The 16,276-nt window shown below is 65.6% G+C and carries 16 protein-coding genes; 9 read left to right on the plus strand and 7 right to left on the minus strand.

Annotated elements, in window-relative coordinates:
• Positions 1-98: 98 nt before the first annotated feature.
• The 4 genes from CAG46_RS15145 (at position 99) to CAG46_RS15160 (ending at position 2,924) form a co-directional block, all read left to right on the plus strand.
• Positions 99-653 (plus strand): DUF4174 domain-containing protein, encoded by a 555-nt coding sequence (locus CAG46_RS15145; protein ID WP_085617600.1) that lies wholly within the window; start codon positions 99-101, stop codon positions 651-653.
• Between the two features lie 163 nt (positions 654-816).
• Complete coding sequence (locus tag CAG46_RS15150) at positions 817-1,308, plus strand: hypothetical protein (protein WP_013971966.1); 492 nt, start codon at positions 817-819, stop codon at positions 1,306-1,308.
• A 76-nt stretch (positions 1,309-1,384) separates the two neighbouring features.
• Positions 1,385-2,233, plus strand: a complete 849-nt coding sequence (locus CAG46_RS15155) for a DUF692 domain-containing protein (RefSeq protein WP_085617602.1) — start codon at positions 1,385-1,387, stop codon at positions 2,231-2,233.
• On the plus strand, positions 2,226-2,924 hold the full coding sequence (locus CAG46_RS15160; protein ID WP_085617604.1) for a DUF2063 domain-containing protein: 699 nt from the start codon (positions 2,226-2,228) through the stop codon (positions 2,922-2,924). The genes CAG46_RS15155 and CAG46_RS15160 overlap by 8 nt, the downstream gene beginning before the upstream one ends.
• Before the next feature lie 121 nt (positions 2,925-3,045).
• Here CAG46_RS15160 and CAG46_RS15165 read toward each other — a convergent pair whose 3' ends face one another.
• The 4 genes from CAG46_RS15165 to CAG46_RS15180 form a co-directional block, all read right to left on the minus strand.
• Complete coding sequence (locus CAG46_RS15165; protein ID WP_075044651.1) at positions 3,046-3,534, minus strand: DoxX family protein; 489 nt, start codon at positions 3,532-3,534, stop codon at positions 3,046-3,048.
• 14 nt (positions 3,535-3,548) lie between these two features.
• Positions 3,549-4,166, minus strand: a complete 618-nt coding sequence (locus CAG46_RS15170; protein WP_025338500.1) for a ferric reductase-like transmembrane domain-containing protein — start codon at positions 4,164-4,166, stop codon at positions 3,549-3,551.
• A 246-nt stretch (positions 4,167-4,412) separates the two neighbouring features.
• The gene (locus tag CAG46_RS15175) at positions 4,413-5,699 is read right to left on the minus strand and encodes a HAMP domain-containing sensor histidine kinase (protein WP_085617606.1); all 1,287 of its coding nucleotides are present in this window, start codon (positions 5,697-5,699) and stop codon (positions 4,413-4,415) included.
• On the minus strand, positions 5,696-6,436 hold the full coding sequence (locus CAG46_RS15180; protein WP_003250463.1) for a response regulator: 741 nt from the start codon (positions 6,434-6,436) through the stop codon (positions 5,696-5,698). Before CAG46_RS15180 ends, CAG46_RS15175 begins: the two co-directional genes overlap by 4 nt.
• Before the next feature lie 220 nt (positions 6,437-6,656).
• Here CAG46_RS15180 and CAG46_RS15185 point away from each other — a divergent pair, with 220 nt between their 5' ends.
• Positions 6,657-6,932, plus strand: a complete 276-nt coding sequence (locus CAG46_RS15185; RefSeq protein ID WP_025338502.1) for a DUF2790 domain-containing protein — start codon at positions 6,657-6,659, stop codon at positions 6,930-6,932.
• Positions 6,922-7,458: a thioredoxin family protein gene (locus CAG46_RS15190; RefSeq protein ID WP_075044653.1), complete on the plus strand. Its 537-nt coding sequence runs from the start codon at positions 6,922-6,924 to the stop codon at positions 7,456-7,458. Before CAG46_RS15185 ends, CAG46_RS15190 begins: the two co-directional genes overlap by 11 nt.
• Before the next feature lie 131 nt (positions 7,459-7,589).
• Here CAG46_RS15190 and CAG46_RS15195 read toward each other — a convergent pair whose 3' ends face one another.
• On the minus strand, positions 7,590-8,438 hold the full coding sequence (locus CAG46_RS15195; protein ID WP_085617608.1) for a shikimate dehydrogenase: 849 nt from the start codon (positions 8,436-8,438) through the stop codon (positions 7,590-7,592).
• Positions 8,435-8,884, minus strand: a complete 450-nt coding sequence (aroQ, locus tag CAG46_RS15200) for a type II 3-dehydroquinate dehydratase (protein WP_025338505.1) — start codon at positions 8,882-8,884, stop codon at positions 8,435-8,437. The genes CAG46_RS15195 and aroQ overlap by 4 nt, the downstream gene beginning before the upstream one ends.
• A 282-nt stretch (positions 8,885-9,166) precedes the next feature.
• On the opposite strand from aroQ, the gene CAG46_RS15205 reads away from it, so the two are divergent.
• Genes CAG46_RS15205 through CAG46_RS15215 form a run of 3 tightly spaced genes read left to right on the plus strand, consistent with a single transcriptional unit; the run spans position 9,167 to position 14,775 of the window.
• Entirely contained in the window at positions 9,167-10,420 is a 1,254-nt protein-coding gene (locus tag CAG46_RS15205; RefSeq protein WP_085617610.1) for a TolC family protein, read from the plus strand.
• Entirely contained in the window at positions 10,413-11,612 is a 1,200-nt protein-coding gene (locus CAG46_RS15210) for an efflux RND transporter periplasmic adaptor subunit (protein ID WP_085617612.1), read from the plus strand. The genes CAG46_RS15205 and CAG46_RS15210 overlap by 8 nt, the downstream gene beginning before the upstream one ends.
• A 16-nt stretch (positions 11,613-11,628) precedes the next feature.
• Complete coding sequence (locus CAG46_RS15215) at positions 11,629-14,775, plus strand: efflux RND transporter permease subunit (protein ID WP_085617614.1); 3,147 nt, start codon at positions 11,629-11,631, stop codon at positions 14,773-14,775.
• 134 nt (positions 14,776-14,909) lie between these two features.
• Here CAG46_RS15215 and CAG46_RS15220 read toward each other — a convergent pair whose 3' ends face one another.
• Complete coding sequence (locus CAG46_RS15220; RefSeq protein ID WP_085617616.1) at positions 14,910-16,247, minus strand: MFS transporter; 1,338 nt, start codon at positions 16,245-16,247, stop codon at positions 14,910-14,912.
• Between the last annotated feature and the right edge of the window lie 29 nt (positions 16,248-16,276).

Consider the following 16,276-nt stretch of genomic DNA (forward strand, 5'->3'; position numbering starts at 1 on the left):
TTCAAACATGGAGGCCTTTTGCTGGTTTACGCTCGCTCGTCGGATCTTTCGCCCTGATCTGTAGTCTTCTGGTTTATCGAGAGAATAAGGAGATACGCATGCTCGTCCGGTCACTGACCCTCGCCACCTTGCTCGCGCTCGTCGGCCCTGTGTTTGCCGCCGACAGTGACGCGCCGCTGGCCAAGGAACTGGGCAAGGCCAGGCCCTTGGTCGTCATTGCGCCCAGCAGCGCCGACCCGACCTTGCGTGGGTTGAACGAGGCCCTCAAGGACCCGGCCACCCAGGCCGCCTTCAAAGAGCGCAACCTGGTGGTGTACAGCGTTGCCAACATGATGGGCAAGCGTGAGGACAAGAACCTCGAGCAGCAGACCACCATGGCCCTGATCCGCGAGTTGAAGCTGGGTGCCAGCAAAGGCACCAAGGTGATCCTGGTGGGCAAGGACGGTGAGCGGCACATGCTCAAGGACGACGAGGAGGGCGAGGCCATCGACCCGCAGGTGATCCTCAAGGCGGTCGATGATCTGCCCGCCAGCGAAAAAGCCGTGACGGCGCCGGAGCCTGTGGCAGCGGCGGCACCGGAACCCAAGGCCAAGGACAGCAAGCCTGCCAAACCCGCCAAGCCGGCCGCGCCACCCAAGCCGCTGGAAGACTGACCCTGCACGACGGCCCCGAGTCACCTTGGGGCCGTTGTGTATCCCACTGTATCTGCCCACGCCGCAGACCCATTCCCATACAAAACCGCACCCCGCGCGATACATCCACGACATACCGCAACGGCCTAATGGCTCCACATTCCAACCACAGTGGAGCGACACCATGACTCAAGTACGAAACACCCTCGGCCTGCTCGGCGCTGCCCTGATCGGCAGCATGGCATTGAGCAGCAGCGCCTTTGCCGTCGAGCCGTTGGCCCAGGGTTACCAGCTGGCTTCGGCCAAGGTGGCCGGCGAGGGCAAGTGTGGTGAAGGCAAATGTGGTGGCAGCGCCAAGGCCACCCAGGGCGAAGGCAAATGCGGTGAGGGCAAGTGCGGCGCCAGCGCCAAGGCCGGTGCCGAAGGCAAGTGTGGCGAGGGCAAGTGTGGTGATGCCTCGTTCGCCAAGACCGACAGCAACCACGACGGCAAGGTCTCGCGCGACGAGTTCCTGGCGGTGGCCAAGGACCGTGCCGGCGACTTCGACAAGATCGACAGCAACCATGATGGTTTCATCTCCGAACAGGAGGCGGCGGATCACCTCAAGGCGATCTACCAGGCTAATGGCAAGGCCATGCCCGAAGGCTTGTTCAGCCACCTGACCGGCAAGTCCTGACCTTCTGCCCCATGAACCGCGCAACGCCCCTCCTGCTGGTCAGGCGGGGCGTTGTGCCTGTTGCGGAGACCTGTTCATGCACCCCACATCTTTGTCCCCTGTACCTTTACAGACCGGGCTAGGCCTGCGCCGCGGCCTGCTGCCGGAACTGCTGGCCATGGAGGCTGGCGCCGTGGACTTTCTCGAATGCGCACCGGAAAACTGGGTTGCCGTGGGCGGTGCCTACGGCAAGGGCCTGGCGCAGTTGGCCGAGCGTTTTGCCATTACCTGCCACGGGCTGTCGTTGTCGCTGGGTGGCAGCGAGCCGCTGGACCGCCATTTCCTTGGCCAGACCCGCCAGTTTCTCGACCGCCACCAGGTGCGCCTGTACAGCGAGCACCTGAGCTACTGCAGTGATGACGGGCACCTGTATGACCTGATGCCCATTCCATTCACCGACGAAGCGGTGCGCCATGTGGCCGCGCGGATTCGCCAGGCCCAGGAATACCTGGAGCGGCGCATTGCCGTGGAAAACATCAGCTACTACGCCGCACCGTACCAGGCGATGAGTGAACTCGACTTCATCCGCGCGGTACTCGATGAGGCCGACTGCGACCTGCTGCTGGACGTCAACAACGTCTTCGTCAATGCCTGCAATCACGGCTATGACGCCCGCGAATTCCTGGCGGGCTTGCCCCAGGCGCGGGTCACCGGCATGCACTTGGCTGGCCATTACGATGAAGCGCCGGACCTCAAGGTAGACACCCATGGGGCTGCGGTGAAGGAGGATGTGTGGGCGCTGTACGCGGTCGCCTGTGCGCGCTTCGGTGTGCAACCGACCGTGCTCGAGCGTGATTTCAACTATCCGCCGCTGGCCGAACTGCTCGCCGAGGCGGCGCGCATCCGCACTGTGCAGCGTGCTGCGGGAGGGCATGCAAATGAATGAGACCTTGCGTGAGCAGCAGTACACCTTGGCCCGGCACCTGCGTGACCCGCAGCGCCATGCGCCGCCGCCGGGCGTGGAGGCCCGGCGCCTGAAGGTTTACCGCGAGCTGTTCTATGGTGCTATCGAAGGTTTGCTGGCCGGCAGTTTTCCGGTGATGCGCCAGGCGTTGGGCGAACCGCGCTGGCATGCCCGAGTGCGAGATTTCTATGCCAACTATCGCAGCCAGACACCGTTGTTCACCGAGATTGCCCAAGCGTTCGTCGATTACCTGCAAGGCATCGAGCTGGATGCGCCCTGGCAGCTGGAGCTGGCGCACTATGAGTGGGTCGAGGCGCAGTTGTATCTGAGCGATGCCGAGGACCCGGCCCATGACCCGGCAGGCGACCTGCTGGAAGGGGAGCCACTGTTGTCGTGTGTGGCACGAGTGTTGGCCTATCGCTGGCCGGTGGAGCGGATCGGGGCGGATTACCAGCCAGCGGTGGCGCCAGAGGCGCCGACCTTGTTGCTGGTTTATCGCGATGCGGGGTTGAAGGTGCGCTTCGCGCGCCTGGCGCCGCTGGCGTACCGGTTGCTGGCGCTGGAACAGGGCAGTGGGCGGGCTCGGTTGCAGGCGTTGGGCGGTGCTGTGGAGGAGGGGTTGGCGTTGCTGGAGGGGCTGCGCGAGCAGGGGGTCATCATCGGTACAGGTTGAGTGCGGGTGCGGGGGGCGCCTTGCGCCCCTATCGCGACACTAGGCCGCTCCTACAGAGGTACGCGATCCCCTGTAGGAGCGGCCTTGTGTCGCGATGGGCTGCAACGCAGCCCCGGCGATATCACCTGCAGAACCGCCCTCTGAGCCAATGATCCAGGCTCAACCGCCCAGCCCCTTTCAGCAGCAGTGGCAGCAACGCCACCAGGTAGATCAACGGCAACTTGAAGTTGCCAAAGCCCTGGTCGGTAATCGCATACCCTTGGGCCAGCTCGGCCAGGTTCGACCAGTGCGCCGGCCAATGCACCGCGGCAATCGCCACCACGGTCACCACCATCAGCCCCAACGAGGCCAGCCGGGTACCTAGCCCCAGCAATAGCAGTAACGGCAGGATCAGCTCCGCCCACATCGACAGCTGCCAGTTCAGCTCTGCAGGCAGCAGGTTGAAGGGGAACGGGAAGTTCGCTTGCAGGTCGGCGAACCAGTTGCTGCCATTGAATTTCTCCCAGCCGGATTCGAAAAATTCCCAGGCCAGGAACAGCCGCAACGGCAGGTCGGCGCTCCAGGTACCGAAACGGTCGAAGGTGGTCAGGGTGCGGGTCAAGGTGGTCATGCTGGTTTCTCTCTTCAGGAAAGGGCACGGGCGTTACGGCGTTGCTGGCGGGCCAGCTTGGCGGTGAGCTTGACGGCGATGGCGCTGAACATCAGGGCGAACGCCAGCGGGTACCAGCCGCCCATGGGGATGCGTTTGTAGAACGACAGGCAGAACACCGCGGCCAGTACCCACATGCCGGTGCTGTGCAGGGCCTGCCAGGCACGGCCACCCAACAGGCGCATCGGGGCCTTGAACGAGGTGATGGTGAGCAGCAGCAGGAACAGGTAGCCGAGGGTGCCGGGCAGGCTGGAGGTGAGCGTGCGGCCGGCCCAGAACAGCTCGGGGAATTGCTGGGCATAGCGGTAGATCAGTACGCCGTGCACGGTGTGGGAAAAGGCGAATGCCAACCCCAGATAGCGCCGTTCCTGGAGGATGCGGCGGCTGCTGGTGCCAGGCAGCAAGGTCACCAGCGACGAGGCCAGGAAGGCCAGTAGGAATAGCGCGAAGGAGCTGCGCGCAGTGGCACGGATCGCGCTGCGCAGGCCGTCCGGATCAGGTTGGCTGGCCAGGACCACGGCGGTCATCGCCAGGGTCAGGCCGGCGAGCGTGGCGAACAGCTTCCAGCCGGAGGGAAGGGTGAGGGGTTTCATCAGGAAGGCTCCCGGGGTGTGGTTGTGTGACCGGGAGTGTGTCGGGGTGGGGTATCTGCAGTGTGTCGGCGGTGGTGGGGTTGTGTATCGGAGTGTACTGATACTTCAAGCACCACCTGCTTTTTGTGGGAGCGGCCTTGCGTCGCGAAAGGGCCGCAACGCGGCCCCGGCAATTCATGCGACGAAGCTGAAAACCTGGGGCTGCTGCGCAGCCCTATCGCGACGCAAGGCCGCTCCCACAAACTGTCATTTGAGCTCGATCTGCGCGCACAGCCCGCCGCTTGCGCGGTTGCTCAGGGTCAACCGGCCGCCCATGGCCTGGATCAGCTGATGGGCAATCGCCAACCCCAGCCCGGTGCCGCCGGTGCTGCGGTTGCGTGAACCTTCCACGCGATAGAACGGCTTGAGCACTTCATCCAGTTCGCCACCGGGTATGCCTGGCCCGTTGTCGAGCACGCGGATCAACGTCCTGTCGCCCTCGCGGCACACCTCCAGCTCGGCAGCACCGGCAAACTTGAGGGCATTGTCCACCAGGTTCACCAGCACCCGGCGCAGGGCATGCGGGCGGGTTTCCAGCAGGCTGCCGCTGCTGCCATGGCGCTCGACCTGGGCGCCACTGTCCTGGTAGTCGAACACCAGGCTGTCGAGAAAGGCATCGAGGTTGACCCGGCACGGGGCCTCGGTGCTGGTGTCCATGCTGCGGGCATAGGCCACGCCTTCGCGCACCAGGTGTTCCATTTCACCCAGGTCGCTCCACAGCTTGTCCTTTTCCACCCCTTCGTCCATCACTTCGACACGCAACTTCATGCGCGTGATCGGTGTTTGCAGGTCGTGGGAAATGGCCGCCAGCAACTGCATGCGTTCCTTGAGGTAGGCAGCGATGCGCGCCTGCAAGGCGTTGAAGGCCACGGCGGCATAGCGCACCTCGCGCGGGCCGCTTTCATCCAGCTGCACGCCAGGCTTGTCCGGGTCGAGGTTGTCCACCGCACGGGCCAGGCGGGTCAGCGGGCCGATCGCCAGGCGTACCGCCAGCCAGGTGCACAGCAACAGCACGGCCAGCTGGATCAGCAACACCACGGGCAGCCAACGTGCCACCGGGACCGGCGATGGGGTTACGTCGATGGTCAGCGGTGCGCCATCGGCCAGGGTCAGGTGTGCCTGGAAGTGCGCATTCGGGCCGGGGATTTCCTGGAAGGAAAGGCGATAGTCGGCGCCAATGGCCTTGACGATCGAGTCGGCGGCCATGGGCGGGTCGCTGGTCGGCATGGCTTCGCCCGCCAGGCCCTGGTCCAGCCGGTAGCGGTAGGTACGCCGCTCCAGGCGCGGCAGCCAGGCGGCGCGCTCGGCCGCGGGCAGGCGGTCGAGGATGGCCACCGAGGTGGCCACATCCTGCTCCAGGGTGCTGAGCATCATCGAGCGGCTGCTGATGTAGCGCTCGTAGGCCTGCAGGCCGAACGACAGGCCGTAGGCCAGCACCAGGCCGGTGAAGAAGATCAGTGCCAGGCGCGAGGCCAGGGTACGTGGCCATTTCATGATGGTGACTCGAGCAGTTGCACCGGCAGTGAGAACACGTAGCCTTCGCTGCGCACGGTCTTGATGCAGCTGGGTTCGCGGGCGTCGTCACCCAGGCGCTGGCGCAGGCGGCTGACCAGCAGGTCGATGGAGCGGTCGAAGATGTCGGCTTCGCGGCCCTGGGTCAGGTTGAGCAACTGCTCACGGCTGAGCACCCGCTGCGGGTGGTCGAGAAACACCCGCAGCAGGCGGTATTCGGCACCGCTCAGGGCGACCAGGGTGCCTTCGCTGTCGAGCAGGTGGCGCGCGGTGGTGTCCAGCCGCCACTGGCCGAAGCCGAGCAGGCGGCTGCTTTCGCTGATGGTCAGGTTGGGCGGCAGCATGCGCGTGCGGCGCAGCACGGCGTTGATACGGGCGAGCAGTTCGCGGGCCGAGAACGGCTTGGTCAGGTAATCGTCGGCGCCCATTTCCAGGCCGATGATGCGGTCGGTTTCGTCGTTGCGGGCGGTCAGCATCAGCACCGGGGTGTTGCGGTGCTTGCCGGCGCGCAGCTCGCGGCACAACAGCAGGCCGTCGTCGCCGGGCATCATGATGTCCAGGACGATCAGGTCGACGCTGTTGGCTTCTAGAAAGGCGCGCATCTGCCGGCCGTCGGCGACGATGCTGGTGCGCAGGCCATTCTTCTTCAGGTAGTTGCCGACCAGTTCGCGGATTTCGCGGTCGTCGTCGACGATCAGGATGTGATCGACGTGTTCCATGCGCTGCGTTCCTGTGCAAGAGGGGATGGGCGCAGTGTACCGAGCGCATTCGCGCTTGCCTGCGGGGGTTTGTATTGCAGTGTATCTGGCATGTGTACAGACACAGGAGGAAGCACATCACAGCTTCGGGCGACACATACGGGATACCTGGCCGGCGTGAAATGGCTCTCGACCGGGGAGCACAACTCCCCACCCTCAAGCGTTACACAGGAGAGATGCCATGAACTTCATTACCTTCGCCCGTGCCAGCCTGTTCGCCGTGCTCAGCTTCGGCGCCATTGCCGCCCAGGCCTCCACGATGCCGATGGACGATACCGGGGTCATGCAGTACCGCTACGGTGACCACCTGGACGTGAAGAAAGTGCTGTCGATACAGGACGACCAGAGCGACGCCTGCGGCCTGGTGAACACCCGCATGGACTACCTCGACTCCAAGGGCCAGCAGCAGAGCGTGCAGTACCGCACCTACGCCACCGGCGGTTGCCATGAGAATTGATCGCCGCTTGTTGTTGAAGGTTGGCGGTATTGCCCTGGCGCTGGCCGGCCTGGGCCTGGCCGGGCACCTGATGGCCCGCGACAGCTACGGTGCCATGCCGTCGCTGTCCGGCGCCAGCCAGTGGCTGAACTCGGCGCCGCTGGATGGCCCCGGGCTCAAGGGCAAGGTGGTGCTGGTGGACTTCTGGACCTGGGACTGCATCAACTGCCGGCGCAGCCTGCCGCATGTGAACGAATGGGCGCGGCGCTATGCCGACCAGGGTTTGGTGGTGGTCGGCGTGCACACCCCGGAGTACGACTACGAGCACGATGTAGGCACCTTGCGTGACAAGGTAGCCAGCCTGGGGATCGGTTACCCGGTGGCGGTGGATAACGACTACAAGGTGTGGAATGCCTGGGGCAACCAGTTCTGGCCGGCGCATTACTTTGTCGACCGCAAGGGGCAGGTGCGCCATGTGCACTTTGGCGAGGGGGATTATGGGGGGCAGGAGCAGGTGATACAGGCGTTGCTGGATGAAAAAGGGTGAGTTGTCTGTGCCGGCCTCTTCGCGGCGGTTCGACGACTCGATGAACCCGCTCCCACAGGTACTGCACCGCTTGCAGACTGTGCGATCCCTGTGGGAGCGGGTTTACCCGCGAAGAAGCCAACACCGATCTGTCAGGTGAAACTGGCAAAGTGCGCCTGCATCCGCGCCGCATCCGCCTGGCGCCCGCTGAACAGCTCGAACGCCTTCACCGCCTGGAACACGGCCATGTTGCTGCCATCCAGGGTGCGGCAGCCCAGCGCCCGGGCGGCGCGCAGCAGTTCGGTCTCCAGCGGGAAGTAGATGATCTCCGCCACCCACAGGCGCGCATGCAGCAACTCCACCGGCAGCGGTGTGCCCGGCAGCTTGGCCATGCCCACCGGTGTGGTGTTGACCAGCCCGTCCGCCTCGGCCAGGGCCGTGGCCAGGTCGTTGCCGACCACGGCGCGCCCGGCACCGAAGTGGGCATTCAGGTTGTCCACCAGGGCCTGCGCACGGGCCGCGTCCACTTCGAACAGTACCAGCCGCTCGACCCCTTCACCCAGCAGGGCATGGGCCACGGCCGAACCGGCACCACCGGCACCCATCTGCACCACCTGGCGCCGTGCCACATCAGGCAGGCCACGGCGCAAGCCTTCGGCAAAGCCCAGGCAGTCGGTGTTGTGGCCGACCCGCTTGCCGTCCTTGAGCACCACGGTGTTCACCGCGCCGATGCCGCGGGCTTCGTCCGACAGTTCGTCGAGCAGCGGCAGGATCGCCTGCTTGAACGGATAGGTGATGTTGAGCCCGGTGAAACCGGTGTGCTGGGCGGCGTCGAGCAGGCCGGGCAGGGCGCTGTCGTCCAGTTGCAGCTGGTCGGCATCGATCAGCCGATACAGGTAGCGCAGCGCCTGGGCATCACCTTCGTGTTCGTGCAGGGCAGGAGTGCGCGACAGCTGGATACCACGGCCGATCAGGCCGGCGAGGATGGCTTGCTGGGTCATGCGCTGTGCTCCTGCAACATTTCGGCGAAGTGGCTGATGGCCATGCGGTAGCCATGGCTGCCCAGGCCGCAGATGACCCCGACGGCGATGGACGATACGAACGACAGGTGACGGAACGGTTCGCGCTTGTGCACGTTGGACAGGTGCACTTCGATTACCGGCACTTCGCTGGCCACCAGGGCATCGCGGATGGCCACCGAGGTATGGGTCCAGGCACCGGGGTTGATCACGATGCCGGCGCAGCGGCCACGGGCGGCATGGATCCAGTCGATCAGTTCGCCTTCGTGGTTGGTTTGGCGGAATTCGATTTCCAGGCCGTGGGCATGGGCGGTATCGGCACAGCCCTGGGCCAGGTCGGCGAGGGTTTCGTGGCCATATTGGGCAGGCTCGCGGGTGCCCAGCATGTTCAGGTTGGGGCCGTTGAGCACGAGAATGAGGGGCTTCATGACGGGCATCGCTTTGTTGTTGTTGGATGCGCCTAGTTTTGTACCGACTGGTTAGTTTGGTCAATCGGACTAAACCGCTGTACCGGAAAAGTGGGCGATTATCGAACTTGATATCGCCTGTACCGGCCCTATCGCCGGCAAGCCAGCTCCCACAGGAACTCCATAGGGCTCCAGCTTTGTCGCCTGCAGCTTGATTACAAAATTGTAATTTTCCCGCCACCGCCCCGATAAGCGCGGCTTTCTACAGTCCCTCGCCAAAGCTCGCCGACGAGGATCTGTTTCGTGTCCATCCCCCGCAAGACCGCCTTGCTCTGCCTGTTGCTGGCTGTTGCCGCCAGCGCCCAGGCCAGCCAGAGCCTGAGCCTGCCCCAGGCGCTTGACGCCGCCTTTGCCCAGAACCCGGAGCTGGCTGCGGCCGGCCGGGAAATCGGCATTGCCGATGGCGAGCGGCGCCAGGCCGGGCTGATCCCCAACCCGGAGCTGTCCTGGGAGGTCGAGGACACCCGCCGTGACACCAGCACCACCACTGTCACCCTCAGCCAACCGCTGGAGCTGGGCGGCAAGCGCGGTGCACGCATCGCCGTGGCCGGTGCCGGCCAGGCCATTGCCCAGCTGGACCTGGAGCGCCAGCGCAACGGCCTGCGCGCCGATGTGGTGCAGGCATTCCACGGCGCCCTGCGCGCGCAGACCGCGCTGGAGCTGGCGCAGCAATCGCAGGCATTGACCGAGCGTGGGCTGCGAGTGGTGCAGGGGCGGGTGACCGCTGGCCAGTCATCGCCCGTGGAGGCCACCCGGGCCCAGGTGCAGTTGGCCCAGGCCCAGGCTGAAGTGCGCCGTGCGCAAACCCAGCGCAGTGTGGCTTACCAGGCCCTGGCACGGTTGACCGGCAGCCCGCTGGCAAGCTTCGACCAGTTGCAGGCCGCCAACCTGTCCCCCGGTGATGCGCCCAGCGCCGACGCCCTGCTCGGTCAGGTGGAGCAAACGGCTGAATGGCGCCTGGCCGCCGCCCAGGTCGAGCGCGGCGAAGCGTCCCTGGGTTCGGAAAAGGCCCTGCGCATTCCCAACCTCACCGTCAGCCTTGGCAGCCAGTACAGCCGCGAAGACCGCGAGCGGGTCAATGTGGTGGGCCTGTCGATGCCCTTGCCGCTGTTCGACCGCAACCAGGGCAACGTGCTGGCCGCGGCCCGCCGTGCCGACCAGGCGCGTGACCTGCGCAACGCCGTGGAGCTGCGCCTGCGCAGTGAAACCCGCAGCGCCGTCAGCCAGTGGGCCACGGCCATGCAGGAAGTGCAGGCCTATGACCGCACCATCCTGCCTTCTGCCCAGCAGGCCGTGGACACCGCCACACGCGGTTTCGAAATGGGCAAGTTTGCCTTTCTCGATGTGCTCGACGCCCAGCGCACGCTGATCGAGGCGCGCGGGCTGTACCTCGAGGCGCTGGCCTCGGCGACCGACGCGCGGGCGCAGGTCGAGCGGATCTATGGCGACCTCGATGGCCTGCGCAACAAATTGAACAGCAGGAGCAACAATGACTAATCCACGCAAGATAGCCCTTCTGGCTGCCGCCATTGCCGCGCTCGGCCTCGGTGGCCTGGCCTGGACCGGCAACCTCGGCAACGCGTCAGGCACTGAAGCCCGGCACGACGACCACGGCGAAGACAGCCACGGCCACGGCGAGGAACAGGCCGGCGAAGGCCACGAAGAAGAGGAGGGCAAGCTGCACCTGTCCATCGCCCAGATCGAAGCTGCCGGTGTGCAACTGGCCAATGCCGGCCCTCGTGAACTGGGCACCGCCATCAGCTTCCCGGGTGAAATCCGCTTCGATGAGGACCGTACTGCCCACGTCGTGCCACGCGTGCCCGGTGTGGTCGAGTCGGTGCAAGCCGAGCTGGGCCAGGCGGTCAAGCGTGGTCAGGTGCTGGCGGTAATCGCCAGCCAGCAGATTTCCGACCTGCGCAGCGAACAACAGGCTGCCCAGCGCCGCCTGGAACTGGCGCGCCTGACCTTCCAGCGCGAACAGCAGCTGTGGCAGGAACGCATCAGTGCCGAGCAGGATTACCTGCAGGCCCGTCAGGCGTTGCAGGAAGCCGAGATTGCCTTGGCCAACGCCCGGCAGAAAGTCGCCGCCGTGGGCCCGGCCGGCGCCGGCAACCGCTATGAACTGCGCGCGCCGTTCGATGCAGTGGTGGTGGAAAAGCACCTGACCGTGGGCGAGGTGGTCGATGAGACCAGCAATGCCTTCACCCTGTCTGACCTCAGCCGGGTCTGGGCCACCTTCGCCGTCGCCCCGCGCGACCTGGACAAGGTGACCACCGGCCGCGATGTCACGGTCAGCGCGCCGGACCTGGGCGCCCAGGTCGAGGGCAAGGTCAACTACGTCGGCAGCCTGCTCGGCGAGCAGAACCGTGCCGCCACTGTCCGCGCCACGCTGGCCAACCCCAACGGCGCCTGGCGCCCCGGGCTGTTCGTCAATGTCGCGGTCAGCGTCGAACGCTTCAACGCCGCCGTGGTGGTACCGCAAAGCGCCCTGCAAACCTGGGAGGAGCAGACCGTGGTGTTTGCCCGTACCGAGGAAGGCTTCGAGGCCCGCCCGGTGAAGACCGGCCGCCGCGACGCCGGCCAGGTGGAAATCACCACCGGCCTTGCCGCCGGAACCCAGGTGGCCGCTGCCGGCAGCTTTGTCCTCAAGTCCGAGCTGGGCAAAGGCTCGGCCGAGCACAGCCATTGATCACGGGGACGCCTGCATGTTCGAACGCCTGATCCAATTCGCCATCGAGCAGCGCCTGGTGGTGATGCTGGCCGTGGTCCTGATGGCCGCGGTGGGTATCCACAGCTACCAGAAACTGCCGATCGACGCTGTACCGGACATCACCAACGTCCAGGTGCAGATCAATACCGCCGCCCCCGGCTATTCGCCGCTGGAGACCGAGCAGCGCATCACCTTCGCCATCGAGACCGCCATGGCCGGCCTGCCCGGGCTCAAGCAGACCCGCTCGCTGTCGCGTTCGGGCCTGTCGCAGGTCACGGTCATTTTCGACGACGGCACCGACCTGTTCTTCGCCCGCCAACTGGTCAACGAGCGCCTGCAAGTGGCGCGTGAGCAGTTGCCCGACGGCATCGAAGCGGGCATGGGGCCGATTTCCACCGGGCTGGGTGAAATCTTCCTGTGGACGGTGGAAGCCGAGCAGGGCGCGCTGAAGGAAGACGGCACGCCCTACACCCCGACCGACCTGCGGGTGATTCAGGACTGGATCATCAAGCCGCAGCTGCGCAACGTGCCCGGGGTAGCCGAGGTCAACAGCATCGGCGGCCATGCCAAGCAGTACCTGATTGCGCCGGAGCCCAAGCGCCTGGCGGCCTACAAACTCACCCTCAACGACCTGATCGCGGCGCTGGAGCGCAACAACGCCAACGTCGGCGCCGGCTACATCGAGCGCAATGGCGAGCAGTTGCTGATTCGCGCGCCAGGCCAGGTGGCGTCGGCCGAGGACATCGCCAACATCGTCATTTCCAGTGTCGATGGCACGCCAATCCGCGTCAGCCATGTTGCCCAGGTCGGCCTGGGCGAAGAACTGCGCTCGGGCGCGGCCACCGAAAACGGCCGGGAAGTGGTGCTGGGCACGGTGTTCATGCTGATTGGCGAGAACAGCCGCACGGTGTCCCAGGCGGTCGCCGCCAAGCTGGTCGAGATCAACCGCAACCTGCCCAAGGGCGTGGTCGCGGTGACGGTGTACGACCGCACCAACCTGGTGGAGAAGGCCATCGCCACGGTGAAGAAGAACCTGGTCGAAGGTGCCATTCTGGTCATCGCTGTGTTGTTCCTGTTCCTGGGCAACATCCGCGCGGCGCTGATCACCGCCATGGTCATTCCGTTGTCGATGCTGTTCACCTTCACCGGCATGTTCAGCAACAAGGTCAGCGCCAACCTGATGAGCCTGGGCGCACTGGACTTCGGCATCATCGTCGACGGCGCGGTGGTGATCGTGGAGAACGCTATCCGCCGCCTGGCCCACGCCCAGCAACGCCATGGCCGCATGCTGACCCGCACCGAGCGCTTCCATGAAGTGTTCGCTGCCGCCCGTGAGGCGCGTCGGCCGCTGATCTATGGCCAGCTGATCATCATGGTGGTGTACCTGCCGATCTTTGCCTTGACCGGGGTGGAGGGCAAGATGTTCCACCCTATGGCCTTTACCGTGGTCATCGCCCTGCTTGGTGCCATGATCCTCTCGGTTACCTTCGTGCCGGCGGCCATTGCCCTGTTCGTCACCGGCAAGGTCAAGGAAGAGGAAGGCCTGGTAATGCGCACGGCGCGTCAGCGCTATGCCCCGGTGCTGGCCTGGGTGCTGGGCCGGCGCAAACTGGCGTTCGCTGGCGCCGCTACCCTGGTGTTGTTGTCCGGGGTTATGGCCAGCCGCATGGGCAGCGAGTTCATCCCCAGCCTCAGCGAAGGCGACTTCGCCCTGCAGGCCTTGCGCGTGCCAGGCACCAGCCTGTCGCAGTCGGTCGACATGCAGCAGCGCCTGGAGCAGGCGATCATCGCCCAGGTACCGGAAGTGGAGCGGGTGTTCGCCCGCACCGGCACCGCCGAGATCGCCTCCGACCCGATGCCGCCGAACATTTCCGACGCCTATGTGATGCTGCGTCCGCGTGAGCAATGGGGCGACCCGGGCAAGCCGCGTGATGAGCTGATCGCCGAGGTACAACGTGCCGCCGCCAGCGTGCCGGGCAGCAACCACGAGCTGTCGCAGCCGATCCAGCTGCGCTTCAACGAGCTGATTTCCGGGGTGCGCAGCGATGTGGCGGTGAAGCTGTTCGGTGATGACATGGATGTGCTCAACCGCACCGCCGCGCAGATCGCCAGCAGCCTGCAAGGCGTGCCGGGCGCGTCCGAGGTAAAGGTCGAGCAGACTACCGGCCTGCCGGTGCTGACCATCGATATCGACCGCGACAAGGCGGCCCGCCATGGCCTTAACGTGGGTGATGTGCAGGACGCCATTGCCATTGCCGTGGGTGGCCGCACGGCCGGCACGCTGTACGAGGGTGACCGCCGTTTCGACATGGTGGTGCGCCTGTCGGAAACCCTGCGCACCGATGTCGACGGGCTGGGCAGCCTGCTGATTCCGGTGCCGGCCAGTGCTGCTGCGGGTGCCGGGCAAATAGGCTTCATCCCGCTGTCGCAGGTAGCCACGCTGAACCTGCAGCTGGGGCCGAACCAGGTCAGCCGCGAGGATGGCAAGCGGGTGGTGGTGGTCAGTGCCAACGTGCGCGGGCGCGACCTGGGTTCGTTCGTCGAGGAGGCCGAGCAGACGCTGATCGAGCAGGTGCAGATACCGCCGGGTTACTGGACCCGCTGGGGTGGCCAGTTCGAGCAGCTGCAGTCGGCGGCCGAGCGCCTGCAGGTGGTGGTGCCGGTGGCCTTGCTGCTGGTCATGGCGCTGTTGCTGATGATGTTCAACAACCTCAGGGATGGCCTGCTGGTATTCACCGGCATCCCGTTCGCCCTTACCGGCGGGGTGCTGGCGCTGTGGTTGCGAGACATTCCGTTGTCCATTTCCGCTGGCGTGGGGTTCATTGCCTTGTCGGGGGTGGCGGTGCTCAACGGGCTGGTGATGATCGCCTTTATCCGTGGCCTGCGGGAGGAAGGGCGCACGCTGCGGGCAGCGGTCGAGGAGGGCGCGCTGACGCGCTTGCGGCCGGTGCTGATGACGGCACTGGTGGCGTCGCTGGGGTTCATCCCGATGGCCTTGGCGACCGGGACCGGGGCCGAGGTGCAGAGGCCGCTGGCGACCGTGGTGATTGGCGGGATTCTGTCGTCCACCGCACTGACCTTGCTGGTGTTGCCGGCGTTGTATCAGTGGGCGTATCGGCGCGAAGAGGTGCAGGAGGGTTGAGCGTTTTGGGGCTGCTTTGCAGCCCATCGCGACACAAGGCCGCTCCTACAGGGGACCGCATCAGCCGCAAATTGACGCGATCCCTTGTAGGGGCGGCCTTGTGTCGCGATGGGCCGCAAAGCGGCCCCAAATTCTCAAACAGTACGACGAGCCCCAGCCCTAGCACCGTCGCCCCCCGCCTCATCATGCAACGAAATCCGCGAAGTCTCCGGCAACGCCAACCCACCCACCAACGCCACCAGTGCAATCACCACCAGGTAGAACGCCGGTGCCAGGCTGCTGCCGGTCTGCCCGATCAGCCAGGTCGCCACCAGCGGTGCGGTGCCGCCAAACAGCGTATAGGCCACGTTGTAGGTAATTGCCGAAGCGGTATAGCGGGTGCGGGTAGGGAAGCTTTCCGACAGCAATGCCGCCGTGACCACACCACTGCACAACGCCCCCACCGCCAGCAGGATCACCCCCAGCAGCGCACCGGACATCGAGCCGGAACTGGCCAGCCAGTACGCCGGGAACACGCACAGCATCACCCACAGGCAGGTAAAGCCGATAGTCTTGCGCCGCCCGACGCGGTCCGAGAACGCCCCGGCCAGCGGGCAGCCGACCGCGGCGAACAGCAGGGCCACGGTGGTTACCAGCAGCGATTGCGCGCGGGTCAGGTTGCCGACCAGTTGCAGGTAGGTGGCGAAGTAGGTGGTGAACATGTAGAACGACAGCGCGGTCAGCGAGATGAAGGCCCCCAGGTTGCGGATCGCCCGGCCATGGTTGCGCAGGGTTTCCTTGAGCGGTGAATGTTCATGCTCCTTGCCCTGGGCGATGGCTTCGCGGAACGCCGGGGTTTCTTCCATGCGCCAGCGCAGGTACAGGCCGACCAGCCCCAGCGGCGCGGCGATCAAGAACGGGATGCGCCAGCCCCAGGCATTCATCGCCTCGGCCGACAGGCTGGCTTCCAGGCCATAGGCAATCACTGCCGCGCAGGCAAAGGCGGAAAAGGTCGACACCGGCACGAAGCTGCCATAGAAGGCGCGCTTGTCGTTGGGCGCATGCTCCATCAGGTAGGCGCAGGCCCCGGCATACTCGCCACCGGCGGAAAAGCCCTGCAGGCAGCGCGCCAGGGTCAGCAGCGCGGGGGCTGCCAGGCCGATGCTGGCGTAGGTCGGCAGCAGGCCGATGAGGGTCGTGGAGCCGGCCATCAGCAGGATGGTCAGCGACAGGATGCGCTTGCGCCCGAGGCGGTCACCCAGCGCGCCGAACACGATGCCGCCCAGCGGGCGCAGGGCGAACGCCACGGCGAACACCGCAAAGGTCTTGAGCAAGGCCACGCTGGCGTCTTCGCTGGCGAAGAACTGGCTGGCGATCAGGGTAGCGAGAAAGCCGTAGACGGCGAAGTCGAACCATTCGACGAAATTGCCGATGGCCGAGGCGGCGATCACCCGGCGCAGGGTGGCGGGGGATACCTCGTGAGGTGCGGGCATGCGAGTGCTCTCCGGTTCCATTGGCAGGC

The sequence above is a fragment of the Pseudomonas sp. B23(2017) genome (assembly GCF_002113725.1).
Classification (GTDB): Bacteria; Pseudomonadota; Gammaproteobacteria; order Pseudomonadales; family Pseudomonadaceae; genus Aquipseudomonas; species Aquipseudomonas putida_Z.